Annotated in this window: 12 protein-coding genes, 1 tRNA gene and 1 pseudogene; 13 read left to right on the top strand and 1 reads right to left on the bottom strand. The window is 69.7% G+C overall.

The window, feature by feature from the left end:
* Window positions 1-53 precede the first annotated feature (53 nt).
* From O159_RS10775 to msuE, 13 genes and pseudogenes are all read left to right on the top strand, one after another.
* On the top strand, window positions 54-1,124 hold the full coding sequence (locus O159_RS10775; protein WP_021755819.1) for an aspartate-semialdehyde dehydrogenase: 1,071 nt from the start codon (window positions 54-56) through the stop codon (window positions 1,122-1,124).
* A 206-nt stretch (window positions 1,125-1,330) separates the two neighbouring features.
* Window positions 1,331-2,806 (top strand): malate:quinone oxidoreductase, encoded by a 1,476-nt coding sequence (locus O159_RS10770; protein ID WP_021755818.1) that lies wholly within the window; start codon window positions 1,331-1,333, stop codon window positions 2,804-2,806.
* 504 nt (window positions 2,807-3,310) lie between these two features.
* Window positions 3,311-4,422, top strand: a pseudogene (locus O159_RS10765) (Rv2578c family radical SAM protein).
* Window positions 4,423-4,703: 281 nt separating this feature from the next.
* A complete protein-coding gene (locus tag O159_RS10760; protein ID WP_236609473.1) occupies window positions 4,704-5,762 on the top strand; it encodes a sensor histidine kinase in 1,059 nt (352 codons plus the stop codon).
* The gene (locus tag O159_RS10755; protein ID WP_021755815.1) at window positions 5,759-6,967 is read left to right on the top strand and encodes a hypothetical protein; all 1,209 of its coding nucleotides are present in this window, start codon (window positions 5,759-5,761) and stop codon (window positions 6,965-6,967) included. Before O159_RS10760 ends, O159_RS10755 begins: the two co-directional genes overlap by 4 nt.
* A complete protein-coding gene (locus O159_RS10750) occupies window positions 6,964-7,659 on the top strand; it encodes a response regulator transcription factor (protein ID WP_021755814.1) in 696 nt (231 codons plus the stop codon). The genes O159_RS10755 and O159_RS10750 overlap by 4 nt, the downstream gene beginning before the upstream one ends.
* A 51-nt stretch (window positions 7,660-7,710) precedes the next feature.
* A complete protein-coding gene (locus O159_RS10745; protein ID WP_021755813.1) occupies window positions 7,711-8,385 on the top strand; it encodes a thymidine kinase in 675 nt (224 codons plus the stop codon).
* A gap of 28 nt (window positions 8,386-8,413) precedes the next feature.
* Window positions 8,414-9,721: a UDP-glucose dehydrogenase family protein gene (locus O159_RS10740; protein ID WP_021755812.1), complete on the top strand. Its 1,308-nt coding sequence runs from the start codon at window positions 8,414-8,416 to the stop codon at window positions 9,719-9,721.
* A 329-nt stretch (window positions 9,722-10,050) separates the two neighbouring features.
* Window positions 10,051-11,913, top strand: a complete 1,863-nt coding sequence (locus O159_RS10735) for a DUF4012 domain-containing protein (protein WP_021755811.1) — start codon at window positions 10,051-10,053, stop codon at window positions 11,911-11,913.
* Between the two features lie 50 nt (window positions 11,914-11,963).
* Window positions 11,964-12,155 carry an ABC transporter ATP-binding protein gene (locus O159_RS15940; protein ID WP_021755810.1) on the top strand — a complete coding sequence of 64 codons (192 nt, stop codon included), beginning with the start codon at window positions 11,964-11,966 and terminating at the stop codon, window positions 12,153-12,155.
* A gap of 3 nt (window positions 12,156-12,158) precedes the next feature.
* Window positions 12,159-12,518 (top strand): hypothetical protein, encoded by a 360-nt coding sequence (locus O159_RS15935; RefSeq protein WP_021755809.1) that lies wholly within the window; start codon window positions 12,159-12,161, stop codon window positions 12,516-12,518.
* Between the two features lie 65 nt (window positions 12,519-12,583).
* Window positions 12,584-13,603 carry an LLM class flavin-dependent oxidoreductase gene (locus O159_RS10725; protein ID WP_021755808.1) on the top strand — a complete coding sequence of 340 codons (1,020 nt, stop codon included), beginning with the start codon at window positions 12,584-12,586 and terminating at the stop codon, window positions 13,601-13,603.
* Between the two features lie 91 nt (window positions 13,604-13,694).
* Window positions 13,695-14,288, top strand: coding sequence for an FMN reductase (msuE, locus tag O159_RS10720; RefSeq protein WP_021755807.1), 594 nt, complete (start codon window positions 13,695-13,697; stop codon window positions 14,286-14,288).
* 176 nt (window positions 14,289-14,464) lie between these two features.
* Here msuE and O159_RS10715 read toward each other — a convergent pair.
* Window positions 14,465-14,538: transfer RNA gene (locus O159_RS10715), tRNA-Pro, on the bottom strand.
* Window positions 14,539-14,616: the final 78 nt, after the last annotated feature.

Raw genomic sequence — 14,616 nt, 5'->3', positions numbered from 1 at the left:
GCGGTGCGTTTCCCATCCGACCATCTGAACACTCGACCCGAAGGGGCCTCTCCATGAGCGAGCACGCTGGACTCTCGATCGCCGTCGTCGGCGCCACCGGTCAGGTGGGTGCGGTGATACGCCGTCTGCTGGACGAGCGCGAGTTCCCGGTCGGGAGAATCCGTCTCTTCGCCTCCTCCCGCTCGGCAGGCACGACATTGCCTTTCCGCGGCGAGGATGTCGTGGTCGAGGATGTCGAGGTCGCCGATGTCTCGGGCATCGACATCGCGCTCTTCTCGGCCGGCGCGACCGGTTCCAAGGCGCACGCCCCGCGGTTCGCGGAGGCCGGTGCCATCGTCATCGACAACTCCAGCGGCTGGCGCATGGACCCGGATGTCCCGCTGATCGTCTCCGAGGTGAACCCCGAGGCCATCGCCGACGCGCGCAAGGGGATCATCGCGAACCCGAACTGCACCACGATGGCGGCCATGCCGGTGCTGAAGGTCCTCCACGACGAGGCCGGCCTCGAACGCCTCGTCGTCTCGACGTACCAGGCTGTCTCCGGCTCCGGTCTCGCCGGTGCGGAGGAACTGGCCGGTCAGATCCGCGCCGCGGCGGCCGACGAGAACCTGCTGCGCCTGGTCCACGACGGCTCCGCCGTCGGGCTGCCGGCCCCGGTGACGTACGTGCGGCCGATCGCGTTCGACGTCATCCCGCTCGCCGGTTCCCTCGTGGCGGACGGTCTCAACGAGACCGACGAGGAGAAGAAGCTCCGCAACGAGAGCCGGAAGATCCTCGATCTGCCGGGTCTGCTCGTCTCCGGCACCTGCGTGCGCGTCCCGGTTTTCACCGGTCACTCGCTTTCGATCAACGCGGAGTTCGCGAACCCGATCAGCCCCGAGCGAGCCGCCGAGCTGCTCGCGGACGCCCCGGGCGTCCGTCTCGCCGATGTCCCCACTCCGCTCGAGGCGGCCGGCCAGGACCCGAGCTTCGTCGGCCGCATCCGCAGCGACGGAGGCGTTCCCGAGGGTCGCGGTCTGGCGCTCTTCGTCTCCAACGACAACCTCCGCAAGGGAGCAGCGCTGAACGCGGTGCAGATCGCCGAGCTCGTCGCCAAACGGCTGGCCGCCTCGGTCAGCGCCTGACCCCGAGCCGCTGCGCGGGGTCCCGGTGCGTCGAGTGTGACGGCTTGGGCACACTCGCCTCTGTGTGCCCGGGGCCGGTCGCGGCTCCGGGCCGAGGCCGCGTCCGCGCCGGTCGCGGCCGGTTTCCCGGCGCTGCGATGACCTCGGCAGCGAAAGGGTCTCCGCCGGCACGGGCGGGGGCTCCCCGCGCCCCGTAGGATTGTCGGGTGAGCAACGATCCCATCGACGTCGTCCTGATCGGCGGCGGCATCATGAGCGCGACGCTGGGTGCCATGATCCAGCGCGTGCAGCCCGGCTGGAGCATCCGGATCTACGAGTCCCTCGGCGAGGTCGCCCAGGAGAGCTCGAATCCCTGGAACAACGCGGGAACGGGCCATGCCGCCCTCTGCGAACTGAACTACATGCCCGAAGCGGCGGACGGCACAGTCGACCCCGCGAAGGCGATCAGCATCAACGAGCAGTTCCAGCTGAGCCGGCAGTTCTGGGCCAGCCTGGTCGCCGCCGGCGACCTGCCGGAGCCGCAGACCTTCATCAACTCGACGCCGCACATGACGTTCGTGCGCGGTCGGGAGAACATACGGTATCTCCGCCGCCGCTACGAGGCGCTGAAGGAGCAGCCGCTCTTCGCCGGGATGGAGTACAGCGAGGACGCCGAGACCATCGGCGAGTGGGCACCGTTGCTGACGAAGAAGCGCAACCGCAAGCAGCGCATCGCGGCGACCCGCCAGCTGGCGGGCACCGACGTGGACTTCGGGGCGCTCACCCGCGCCCTCATGGACGACCTGGTCGCGAACGGCGCAGAACTCGCAGTGAACCACCGTGTGCGCTCCCTCAAACGCACCAAGGACGGTCTGTGGCGCATCCGCGTCCGGCATGAGGTCGGGCGCACTCCGCGCGAGGCACTCGCGCGGTTCGTGTTCGTGGGCGCGGGCGGCGGCGCTCTGCATCTGCTGCAGAAGTCGGGCATCCCGGAGATCCAAGGCTTCGGCGGCTTTCCGATCTCGGGGCAGTTCCTGCGGACCACCAGCCCGGCGATCGTCGCCCAGCACAAGGCGAAGGTCTACGGCAAGGCGGCCGTCGGCGCGCCGCCCATGTCGGTGCCTCACCTCGACGCCCGCGTCGTGGATGGCGAGACGTCGCTGCTGTTCGGCCCGTACGCCGGGTTCAGCCCCAAATTCCTGAAGAGCGGCAGCTGGTGGGACCTCCCCGGTTCGATCCGCCTGGGCAATATCGGCCCCATGCTCGCCGTCGCGCGCGACAACCTCGACCTCATGAAATACCTCATCGGCGAGCTGATGGCCGGACGCGAGAAGAAGCTGGCCGCCCTCCGCGAGTTCATGCCCACAGCGAAGTCGGAGGACTGGGAGCTCATCACGGCAGGGCAGCGCGTCCAGGTGATGAAGAAGGACGAGAGGAGGGGGGGCGTGTTGCAGTTCGGCACGGAGGTCATCGCGGCGGCGGATGGCTCGATCGCCGGTCTGCTCGGCGCCTCGCCTGGCGCGTCCACCGCGGTGCCGATCATGGTCGACTTGCTGAAGCGCTGCTTCCCGGGGCGGTTCGAGGGCTGGCTGCCGGCCTTGAGAGAGCTCATCCCGACCGTCGGCACGACGCTCAACGACCGGCCCGAAGAGGCTCAGCGCGTGCTCGAGCAGACCGCCGCTGTGCTGAAGCTCGCGCGGTAGGCCGTTCGGCCGCCCCGATGCCGTCCGATCGCGTCGGCGGTTCCGCGGGCGCGGGTGGCCGGGGAGAGCGCGTGTCGCGGGTGGGCCTTGCGCAGTCGTGCCTGGTCGCCCTCGAACTCGCGCTGTTTCTGCGGGTTTCGGGCAGTGGGCGCGCTCGCGCAGGCGTTCGGTCGGGTCGCCGGAGACGATTCGCATGTGGAGTCGTCGACAGCGGGTTGATGCCAGTGGCCGGCTCGGCGTCACGATCGACGCACAGGTCGAGAGATCAAGCGTCTCAAATCGGAGAATGCCGAGTTGCGGCGGGTGAACGAGACGCTGAAGGCAGCTTCGGCTCTCGTCGCGGCCGAACTCGACCGGCCACAGAAGCGATCCCGACGAGGCGGGGCCCTGTATGGCGCGGATGGCGCTTGCCGTTCGAGCGCCCGCTCCTCCCGCGTCGATTGTGGCGCTGTCTGAACCACCCCAACACTTGACCATCATTCGAACATATGTTCGAATAGTGTCATGAGATGGAGCGGCCAAGAACTCACGGCGGAGACGCCGACCGCGCTGTCGGGGCTCGCCCGGCTGAGCGCCCTCGTCCGGTCGGTGCGCACTCCCGAGTTCGCGAACATCACCTTTCACGAGGTTCTCGCCAAGTCGGCGCTCAACAGAGTCACGGGCGGAGGCGGCCCGATGCCCTCCGGGTGGACGGTCAACCCGTACCGGGGCTGCTCGCACGCCTGTGTCTACTGTTTCGCTCGGCCGACGCATTCCTACCTCGACCTCGACCAGGGAAAGGATTTCGACCAGGAGATCATCGTCAAGGTCAACGTCGCCGAGGTCCTCCGCAAGGAGCTCGCACGACCGGGCTGGGGCGGCATCCGGTCGCACTCGGAACGAACACCGACCCGTATCAGCGGGCGGAGGGGCGCTATGCGCTCATGCCGGGCATCATCGACGCGCTCGCCGGCTCCGGCACTCCGTTCAGCATCCTCACGAAAGGATCGTTGCTTCGCCGCGACCTCGACCGGCTCGCCGACGCGGCGACGCGGGTGCCGGTGGACCTCGCAGTGTCGATCGCGGTATACGACGACGAACTGCAGCAATCGGTCGAGCCCGGGACCCCCACGACCACGGCTCGCCTCGCGACGGTCGCGGCCGTGCGCGAGCGCGGCCTCGACTGCGCTGTGTTCCTGATGCCGATCCTCCCGTACCTCACCGATACCCGTGTACACCTCGACCGCGCACTCCGGCAGGCCAGAGACGCGGGCGCGACGAGCGTGCTCTACTCAGCCCTCCACCTGAAGCCGGGCGTGAAGGAGTGGTACTACCTCTGGCTCGGGCGCGAGCATCCCGAACTGCTGCCGCAGTACCGGGCGATGTATGGGCGCGGCACGTATGCGCCGAAGGAGTACCGGCGCTGGTTGGCCGCCCGGATCAAGCCGTTACTCCGCGCGCACGGGCTGGAGCGCAGCGAGAAGAGTCCGCTCACCGGCGGGGTCCGGTCGTCGGCGCTCCGGACGCTGCGCGACAGCGAGGGAGAGCGGCGCATGTTCGCCGGGGCGGCGATGGCGGGCGAAGTGCCCGGCGCCGCGGGGCTCGTGACGCTCGGTGTGCAGCCGACGCTGTTCTGATCCGGACGCTGTTCCTGATCCGCGTGCAGAAAACGCCTTCTTCAGGGTACACAGCCACGCGGTGACCTGCCATACTCTCCCTCGGGAGGTCGAGCCGCCGCAGGCGCCCGCTGGTCGCTCGGCCGGTCTCGTGGGAAGGAGCGCGGTTGTCCCTGGGGCTGCCCGGTCATCTTGCTCGCGCGGCCAATTCGCGGGCGCTCGCAACGGCCGCTCGCTGGGCGGGTTTTGCTTGCCTTGCGGCGGCCGCGGCCAATGTGCTGCTCTCGGGGCTCAACGCCGGGATGAGCCCCTCCTCCGGGGTCACGCTGCTGATGCTGGTGCCGATGACCGTGCTGCTGGCTCTGCTCGCGCGCAGGCGGACCACACTGCTCACGGTCGCGTACCTGCTGGTGGGGACGGTCTGCACATATTTCTACATCGTTGCCCTCTTCGCGGGCATGCCGGTCTACCGGGACACATGTCTGTTCGTGGCCGGACTGCCGGTCGCGGCGATGACGCTGGTCGGCGGCACCGGCACCGGCACGCTCGCGGGCATCCTGTGGGCGACCCTGGGCTTCGCCCTCGCCGATGCCGCGATGGTTCTCGGCACTGCGGCGACCGGGCGGACGTTCCAGCCGGACGCGACCTCGCTGGGTGTCTACCTGTTCCTGATCGGCGTGTTCGCGTTCGACGGGGTCACGCGGGGAGCGCGATCGAAGACCCAGTCCGCCCTCCACCGCGCCGTCCGGGATGTGCGTCTGGTCGATCTGAGACGCGAACTCTTGGCCGGCTCGACCGCCGAAGTCCACGACACGGTGCTGAGCGAGCTTGCGGCCGTCGCGAACGCCGAGCCGGGCGAGCTGTCGCTCCGGCTGCGCCAGCGGATCGAGGACGACCTGTGGCGGATCACGGGACCTGTCGCCCCGCACGACGGTGATGAGTCAGCGCCCGGAGGCGATCCCTGGTACGACAGCGAACTGCGGCATGCGATCGAGGACGCCCGCGACGAGGGGCTCTCGGTGGAATTCTCCGGCGACCGCGACATCCTCGCGCGGCTCGACGACGATACGGAGCGCGCGCTCGGGCTCGCTGTGCGTCAGTGCCTGATCAATGTGCTCCGGCACTCGGGCAGTGCCACCGCGGAGGTGGCGGTCTCCGGCGGGGGCGACGCGGTCTCGGTCATGGTGGTGGACGCCGGCAGCGGCTTCGCGCCCGCCTCCACCGCCAGCGATCGGCTCGGCTTCCGGCAGTCGGTGCATGACCGCATCGGCCGGCTCGGTGGGACGGTGACCGTCTATTCCAGCGCCGATGTCGGTACCACCGTCATCATGGTCCTGCCGACACGGGAGACGGCCGCATGACCGACCGGATCACCGAGACGATCGTCCGGTTTCGCTCCGTGCCGCTCGAGCGCACACCGCAGCGGCTCGACCCCCTGGGTGTGCAGTCGGCTTGGCCCCTCCTGCCGCTGCTCGGTGTGACCGCGATCGGCTACGCTGCGTTCTCCATTGTCTTGCACCACAACCAGCTGCGGTCGCCCGTGCTCGCGGCGGTCGCGCTCGGCGTGCTGGTCCTCGCCGTGGTGACGGCCGGCGTCCGGACCTACCCCGGGCTCGCTCCGGTCGGGCTGTGGTCCCACCTCGCGATCGTTGGAATGGCTCTGGCCTCCGCGTGTCTGTTCGCGGCGGCTGTGTGGGGACGCAACCATCGCATCCAGGACGATGCGGGGCAGATCGCGGTCGCGCTTCTGGTCGCCGTGATGCCGCTGTACCGGCCTGTCGGGGAGGCGCTCGGCGTCGCGGCGGCCTGCGGGACCGTGCTCGGCGCCCTCGCCGCCCTGCAAGCCCCGTCAGGCGAGAACAACCCGCTCGTCTACGCGACGGTGGCCGCGACCCCCGTCCTCGCGCTCGCCTGCGGCGGAGCGGGGTACGCCTGGACGATGACGGGCGAGACGTTGCGCTGGCGCGAGGTGGCCCGCGCCGGGCAGGGCCGCCTGGACGGCGAGCTGCGCCAGACCGCCGCCCGGATGATCCTGCAGGAGCGTGCGACGGCTCTCAACGCGGCGGCGGTTCCCTTCCTCTCCGAGCTTGTCGCTAGCGGGAGCGTCACCGCGGAGGATCGTGAGCGGGCGCGCCGGATCGCCGATGAGTTGCGCGCCGCCGCTGTCGCGGCCGTCGAGCGCACCTGGCTGGCCGAGACCCTCGCCCTCGCCCTCGCGTCCTGCGGCCGGGACACCGCTCCGGGGCGGTCCGCCTCCCGCGTCCACGACCCCGACCGGCTCGATCGGGTGCTCAGCGACGAGCAACGCGCGATCGTCAGCGCGCTCCTCGCGACCCTGGCGGGGCTGCCGGGACTGGACGCCGAGAGAGTCAGGGTCGTCGTCTCCGAGCCGGAGCGTCCCCTCTTCACGCTGACGGCGCGCGTCCGGAAGTCTCGCCGCGAGCTGAGGCGAGAGCTGCTTCCCATCCTGAGCGTTCTGCGATCGGCCGGCCTGACGGCCACGATGCAGGCGGACGATGACGGGCTCACCGTCCGCATCGCCTATCCTGGGACACCGATACGATGAGCACCATCCCCGCACCCCCGCCCCTAGCCGCCCCCGTCTCGCCGACGGTCCGGCTCGCCATCCTCGACGATCACGAGATCCTGCTCGACAGCCTCTCCACCTGGATCGAGAAGAACGCTCCCGAGTTCGACCTCGTGCTCCGTGCTGGGAGCTGGCTGGAACTGGTGCATAGCGACGCGTTCCCCACCGACCTCGTGATCATGGATCTGCAATTGCGCGAGTCCATCTCCATCGGCGCGCGCGTGCGCACCTGCCGGGCCGCCGGCGCCAAAGTGATCGTCCTGACCGCGGTCGACACCCAGGAGGATCGCGCGGCGGTGCTCGCCGCGGGCGCGATCGCCTATGTCTCGAAATCTCAGCCGATGAGCGGCCTTCTTGCCGCTGCGCGGTCCGCGGTCGGCTGGGAGGCCTCGGGCGGCGGCTCGTCCGTGGCTGCGTCGGTGGCCTGGCGACCGGCCTCGCCCGCGCTCGGAGCCGCGCGCCCCCGGCTGAGCGACGGGGAGCGCCAGGCGCTGCTTCTCTACGCCGACGGTCGAACGACCTCCGAGGTCGCTCAGGCGATGAGCGTGCAGTACGAGACGGCTAAGACGTATCTGCGCCGTGTGCGAGAGAAGTACGGGAAGGCCGGCCGGCCGACAAGTTCGCGCGCTGACCTCATCCGCCGCGCGGCGGAAGACGGCTACCTGACCTGAGCGTCCGGCGCCCCCATAGGAGCGTCAGCCTCGACCGCCTAGGATCGGGACGTGGCAAAACTGTATTTCCGCTACGGCGCGATGAACAGCGGCAAGAGCACCGCCATGCTCCAGGCGGCATACAACTACGAGGAGCGCGGACACCGCGTGCTTCTGGCAAAGCCGTCGATCGACACCAAAGGCGACAGAGGCATCCTGTCGCGCCTGGGCGTGACCCGCCAGGTGGACTATCTGATCGCGCCGGGGACGGACGCGTACGGCGTCTTTCAGCAGCACCGCGACCGCATCCGCAAACGGTTCGATCGCGATATCAGCGCCGTGCTCGTCGACGAGGCGCAGTTCCTCACCGAGGCGCAGGTCGACGATCTGCTCAGGATCGCGCTTCTGGACGATGTCCCGGTTCTCGCCTACGGCATCCGCACCGATTTCCAGACCGTCGCTTTCCCGGGCAGCCGCCGTCTTCTCGAGGTCGCGCACAGCCTCGAGGAGCTGAAAACGATCTGTCGCTGCGGGCGCAAGGCGATCTTCAACGCGCGCAAAATCGACAGCGTCTTCGTCTTCGACGGCGATCAGGTCGCCATCGACGGCGCCTCGGTGAGCTACGAATCGCTCTGTGGAGCCTGCTATCTGCAGGAGAGCCGCGGTGTGCTGAACAATGGCCGCCGGCGCTGGCCTGTCGATGTCGCGACAGCCTACGATAGCGAACCCGACCCCGATTTCACCTGATCCCCCACAGCAACGAAAGATCAACAGCATGAGAATCTCCGTGATCGGCTGCGGCTATCTGGGAGCGGTCCACGTTGCTGCGATGGCTGACCTGGGCCACACTGTCATCGGCGTCGATGTCGATGAGGCCAAAGTGACGGCCCTGTCCGAGGCGCGCGCGCCGTTCTTCGAGCCGGGGCTGCCCGAGGTGCTCGCCTCCGCGACCGCCAGCGGACGCCTCCGGTTCACCACGGACTTCTCGGCCGTCGCCGAGGCCGAGGTGCATTTCGTCGGCGTGGGCACCCCGCAGTCGGCCGAGGGAGACGCGGCCGATATGCGCTTCGTCGACGCCGCGTTCGCCTCGTTGCTGGAGCACGTCAAACCGGGGGATCTGATCGTCGGCAAGAGCACGGTCCCGGTGGGCACGGCCGCCCGGCTGGCCGAGCTGGTCGCGCAGCGCGCGTCGGAGGTCACGCTCGCCTGGAACCCCGAGTTCCTCCGCGAAGGGTTCGCTGTCAAAGACACCGTCAGCCCGGACCGTCTCGTGTACGGCGTCCCGTCGGGCGAAGCCGGAGAGCGCGCCGCGCGCATCCTGGACGAGGTCTACGCCCGTGCCGTCGGCGCTGGAACACCGGTCATCGTGACCGACTACGCTACCGCCGAGCTCGTGAAAGTCTCGGCCAACGCTTTTCTCGCGACCAAGATCTCCTTCATCAACGCTATGGCCGAGATCGCCGAGGCGGCCGGAGCGGATGTGACCCGGCTGGCCGACGCGATCGGGCACGACGCACGCATCGGCCGACGCTTCCTCAACGCCGGCGTCGGCTTCGGCGGCGGCTGCCTGCCGAAGGACATCCGCGCTTTCAGCGCGCGCGCGCGGGAGCTCGGACAGGGCGATGCCGTGCGCTTCCTCGACGAGGTGGACAAGATCAATCTGCGCCGCCGCGCCCGTGTGGTCGATCTCGTCGCGGAGGTCGCCGGGGCAGTGGAGGGTGTCCGCGTCGGTATGCTGGGGCTCGCTTTCAAGCCGCACTCGGACGATATCCGCGACTCACCCGCACTGGACGTGGCGACCCGGCTCGCCGCCCGGGGAGCGATTGTGACCGCGACGGACCCCGAGGCTGTTCCGAATGCGAGTCTCCGGGCTCCGCAGCTGGCTTTCGCTGCGAACGCGCACGAGGCGGTCGCCGGGGCCGACGTCGTCGTCCTCATCACAGAGTGGCCGGAGTTCACCGGGCTCGACCCCGCCGAACTCGGTGAGCTGGTCGCGCACCGGCGCGTAATCGACGGCAGGAACGCCCTCGATCCCGTCGCGTGGCGCGCTGCCGGCTGGGAGTACCGCGGGCTCGGGCGCTAGCTGCGACTTCCCCGTGAGGCGCTGAACGGCGAGGCGCTCCGTCCGCCTGCCACCCGCTCCGTCCCGTCGGAAGCGGAAGAGATCTGGCCGTTGGGGCCTGTTCTCTCCTCCGTTTCCTGCGTTTGCCTCGTTACCGGCTGCAATCCCCTCCTTTTCCGACGGGCGGCGGCAAAGGAGGGGTTCCGGGGTGTGGGGGCTGGATGCCGGGAAAGAGGTGAGACTTCGGGAGGGGAGGACCTCTGCGGAGCGACGGGCAAGCGGCGCCGCCTTCCTCGGCAGCCCCGTTTGGGGGCAGCCCACAAAACTGAGGATTTGTTACCTTTGTCCTCATGGTGATCGGTCTCTCGCAGAAGGAGTCGTCGCCGCATCCGGCGGAGCCTCCTCGCGAGCCGCGCCGGCGGCGTCCCGTCCTCGTCGCCGTGGTGGCGCTCGCCGTGGTGCTGATCGCCGCTGTGGCGGGCTGGATCGTTCTGCGCGGCGTACTCGCACGGCAGGAGCTGACGGCGGCGATGCCCGACATCGCCGCCGTGCGGAAGGCCGTCGAGAGCGGGGGCCTCGCACGCGCGCGGGCCGCCTCCGCCGATCTCGAACGCCACGCCAAGGCGGCGGTATCGCTCACCTCAGATCCGGTCTGGCGGGTAGCGGAGGGCATTCCGTGGATCGGAGCCAACCTCACCGCGGTGCGGACCGTCGCGACCGTGAGCGAGACGGTCGCCTCGGAGGTCGTCAGACTGCTCATCGGCGTCGCGACGGAGGTGGACACCCGTCGTCTTGACCTCTCTGGCGGCCGCGTCGATCTGGCCCGGCTGGCCGCCGCCCAGGCCCCGGTCGAGGGCGCGCAGACGGCTTTCCGCAGGGCCGAGGCGAGTGTGGAAGCGCTGCCCTCCGGTGGCCTTCTCTCGCCTGTCGGTACCGCTGTCGACCGGATGCGCACCTTTTTCGCGCAGACCGCGCCGACGATCGACGTGGCCGGCAACGCCGCGCGTCTGCTGCCCGGCATGCTCGGCGCCGACGGACCGCGCACTTACCTCCTCGTCGCCCAGAATCCGGCCGAACTGCGGGCTACCGGCGGACTCATCGGCTCGGTCGCGGTCATCCATGCGGACAAAGGCGCCGTGTCGCTCGCTTCGCAGAAGGCCGGTTCCACGATCGGGCCCTGGCGTTCGCCGGTCGTCAGCGTCCCCGCGGCCACGCAGGGGCTCTACGGTCCGCTCGTCGGACGGTTCCTCCAGGATGCGAACCTCACCCCCGACTTCCCGCTCGCGGCGAGCACGGTCGCGGCGATGTGGGCGTCGAGCACCGGGACGGCTGTGGATGGCGTGGTGACGATGGACCCGGTCGTTCTCGCCGCGGTCCTCCGAGCGACCGGACCGATCGCGCTGCCGGGCGGGGACACGCTGAGCGCTGGCAACGCCGTGCGGCTGCTCCTGAGCGGTGTGTATCAGCGATACGGCGATCCGAGTACACAGGACTCCTTCTTCGCGTCGGCTGCCAGCGCGGTCTTCGGCCGGGTGACCGCGGGCGGGCTCGACGGAAGGGTGCTCATCGCGGCGCTGGCGGACTCGGGAACGAGCCGTCGCATCCTGATCTGGAGCGCGCACCCCGCCGAACAGCGCGTGCTCGCGTCGACGACTCTCGCTGGCGCTCTGCCGACCTCCACGGCTGAGACCGGCGGTTTCGGGGTGTACTTCAACGACGCGACCGGATCGAAGATGAGCTACTACCTGAAGTCCGAGGTCGCCGCCGGTGCGACGGTGTGCCGTGCGGACGGCAAACCGACGGCGCACATTCGGGTGACGTTGACGAACACCGTGGCGGCGGCGAGCGTTCCGGGGCTGCCCGCTTACGTCACCGGCGCAGGGAAGTCCGGGGTCCCGGTGGGGTCCATCCTCACGCGGGTCGTCGTGTACCGTCCCGCGGACGGTTTGCTGCTGGGTGTGACCAGCGGCGGCGCGAGGCATTCGGCGGTCTCGGGCACGGATCGGGCGCGGCCGGTGGCGGTGACGGAGGTCCTGCTCGCGCCGGGGGAGGCGAAGACCGTCCAGGTCGAGTTCCTGGAGGTCGGGCAGACCGGGACAGCGCTCGATGTGACGGTCGCGCCGACTCTTCCGGGCGACGGGTCCACCCCTGTTGTGGGGGCCAGGCGCACCGCTGCCGCCCTTGTCGTTCCATGCGCCACCGGCATAAAGTGAGAATTAATCACTAAGCTCGATGTGCGTCGGGCCGAGAGGAGGCAAGGCTGATGATGAGAAAGACTCTGGCCGCGCTGACGATCGCCGCGACCCTGATGCTGGCCGCGCCCACGGCCGCGAACGCGGACCAGTACACGAAAGGCGCTCCCTGCCGCTTCGATCTGCTGAGCTCGCAAGCCGGTGGAACCGCCACGCTCATCTGCGTCCCGGGGACCTGGTCGGCCTCCGAGCTCGTCGACTGAACGGTGACAGGCGAGGACGGCATCAGCGTCCGCCTCGTCTCGACGGCCGCCCCGAGCACCATGCACTTCGAGAAGCGCGTCAACGCGGACGGCAGCGATGTCCTCACAGTGACGGTTCTGTTCGACGCCACCGGGCTCTACTCGATCGTGGGACACGGCGAGACGAGCGGCCACGTCTGCGCGGCCTCCCTCACGGTCACCCCGCTCGACCACCCGGCCTCAGTGAGCGAGCCGGGCAGCGGTCTCGCCGACACCGGAGCGGTCGTCGCCGGCTGGGCCGGTTGGCTGACGGGCGGGCTGCTGGCGGCGGGTCTCCTGGCGCTCCTGGTCGCCAGCTGGGCGCGTCGCCTGCGCGCCGACTGAGCAGCTCCCGCGGGAGACGTCCGGGCGCCGGGAATCGCAGGCGTCCGGGCGCGGTTGGACTCAGGGTGAACGCGTCCAGCAGCATCCCCCTCACCGTCCTCGACCTGGCGAGCCGCCCCGCCGGCGGCACCAACGCCGACGCGCTCGCCGGCAGCGTCCGGCTCGCGCAGGCTGCCGAACGCCTCGGCTACGGCCGGTTCTGGGTCGCCGAGCACCACGGGATGCCGGCCATCGCCTCCAGCGCTCCCGCCGTCCTCATCGCGGGAATCGCCGCAGCGACCGAGCGCATCCGCGTCGGGTCCGGCGGTGTCATGCTGCCGAACCACGCGCCGCTCGTCGTCGCCGAGCAGTTCGGCACCCTCCGCGCCCTCTATGGCGACCGCATCGACCTCGGCATCGGCCGCGCACCGGGCACCGACGGTGCGACGGCGATGGCTCTCCGCCGCAGCGAGCAGGGCCTCGGCGTCGATGACTTCCCGCAGCAGCTCCTCGACCTCTTCGGCTTCTTCCACGGCGGCATGGACGATGACAACCCCCTGCGCAGCATCACCGCCGTCCCCGGCCTCGGCGACGTCCCGCAGATCTGGCTTCTCGGTTCCAGCGGCTACAGCGCACAGGTCGCGGCGGCTCTCGGACTCCCGTTCGCTTTCGCCCACCACTTCGCCGGCGAGAACACCGAGGCTGCGCTCGAGGTGTACCGCTCCCGGTTCAAGCCCAGCGACACCCAGAGCGAACCCCGGACCATGATCGCGGTCACCGTCGTCTCGGACGAGGACCCCGACACCGTGCGGGCGCTCAGCCTCCCTGGACAGCTCTCTTTCCTCCGTCTGCGTCAGGGGCTGAAACCCGAGCCCGTCAGCGTCGAGGAAGCGCTCGCGCACGACTTCACCCCGCTGGAGGAGGAGTTCATCGCCGCTCGCAATGCCCGCCAGGCGATCGGCGTCCCCGACGAGGTCAAGGCCCGGCTGGATGCCCTTCTCGCCTCCACCGAGGCGGACGAGCTCATGGTCTCCTCCGGCGCCGCCACCATCGAGGGTCGCATCCGCTCGCTGGAGATCGTCGCGCAGCTCTACCCCGCCGCATGACGGTCCGTGACACGGCATGGAGCGGCATCCGGACTGCCCGGGTAGCGTTGGCCGCGTTTCCCAGCTTTGTCAGCAGCGAAGGCGGTCCCGCATGGCACACGCACCCACCGTCGTCGGCGTCAGCGGCAGCCTCACGACGCCGTCGCGCACGACCGTCCTCGTCGACGAGGTGACCCCTGCCTTCGCCGACGCGACCGGCGGCACCCCGAACGTCATCGGACTCGCACCGCTGCTCGGCGACCTGGGCGCCGGGCCGTTCTGCAGCCACCTCAGCCCGCGTGTCCTCGCCGCCCTCGAAGCGGTGGAGTCGGCTGACATCATCGTGGTCGGCTCACCCGCCTACCGGGCGACCTACACCGGCCTCTTCAAGCTCTTCTTCGACCACATCGGCCAGTACGCCCTCGTGGACAAACCTGTCGTGCTCACGGCCACGGGCGGAAGCGACCGCCATGCCCTGCTCGTCGAGCACCAGATGCGCCCCTTGTTCGGGTTCTTCCAGTCGATCACCCTGCCCCTCGGCATCTACGCGAGCGAGGCGGACTTCGAGGACTACGCCATCGCCTCGGACGACCTGCGCGAGCGGATCGCCACCGCCGTGACGCGGACGCTGCCACTGGTGCGCTCGCGGGCCGACCCGGACGCACGATACACGGGGGCGGAGTTCGCGCGGCCGGATGCGTTCTGACTCGCGGAACGAGGGGCGAGACGCGTCATGGAAAGCTCCCCGGTGAGGGGTGCTGTGAAAGAATCGCGGCGGTTGTGATTCGCCAGACCCCTTGCCTCTGCACGAAGGCGGCAGCCCGCTGAAGCGCACACTCGCGAAAGCATCGGCAGCCGTGTCTCACAGCCTATTTGACAGAGTCGGGGTGACAGGATTTGAACCTGCGGCCTCTTCGTCCCGAACGAAGCGCGCTACCAAGCTGCGCCACACCCCGATGGCCCGAAGGCCTTGTCTAGGATACATGAGCGCCGGGGCGGCGATGACCACTCCTGCCGATCGACGGGGAAGACGC

This window comes from Leifsonia xyli subsp. cynodontis DSM 46306 (assembly GCF_000470775.1).
Classification (GTDB): Bacteria; Actinomycetota; Actinomycetes; order Actinomycetales; family Microbacteriaceae; genus Leifsonia; species Leifsonia cynodontis.
This window is presented reverse-complemented; position numbering and strand designations above follow the sequence as displayed.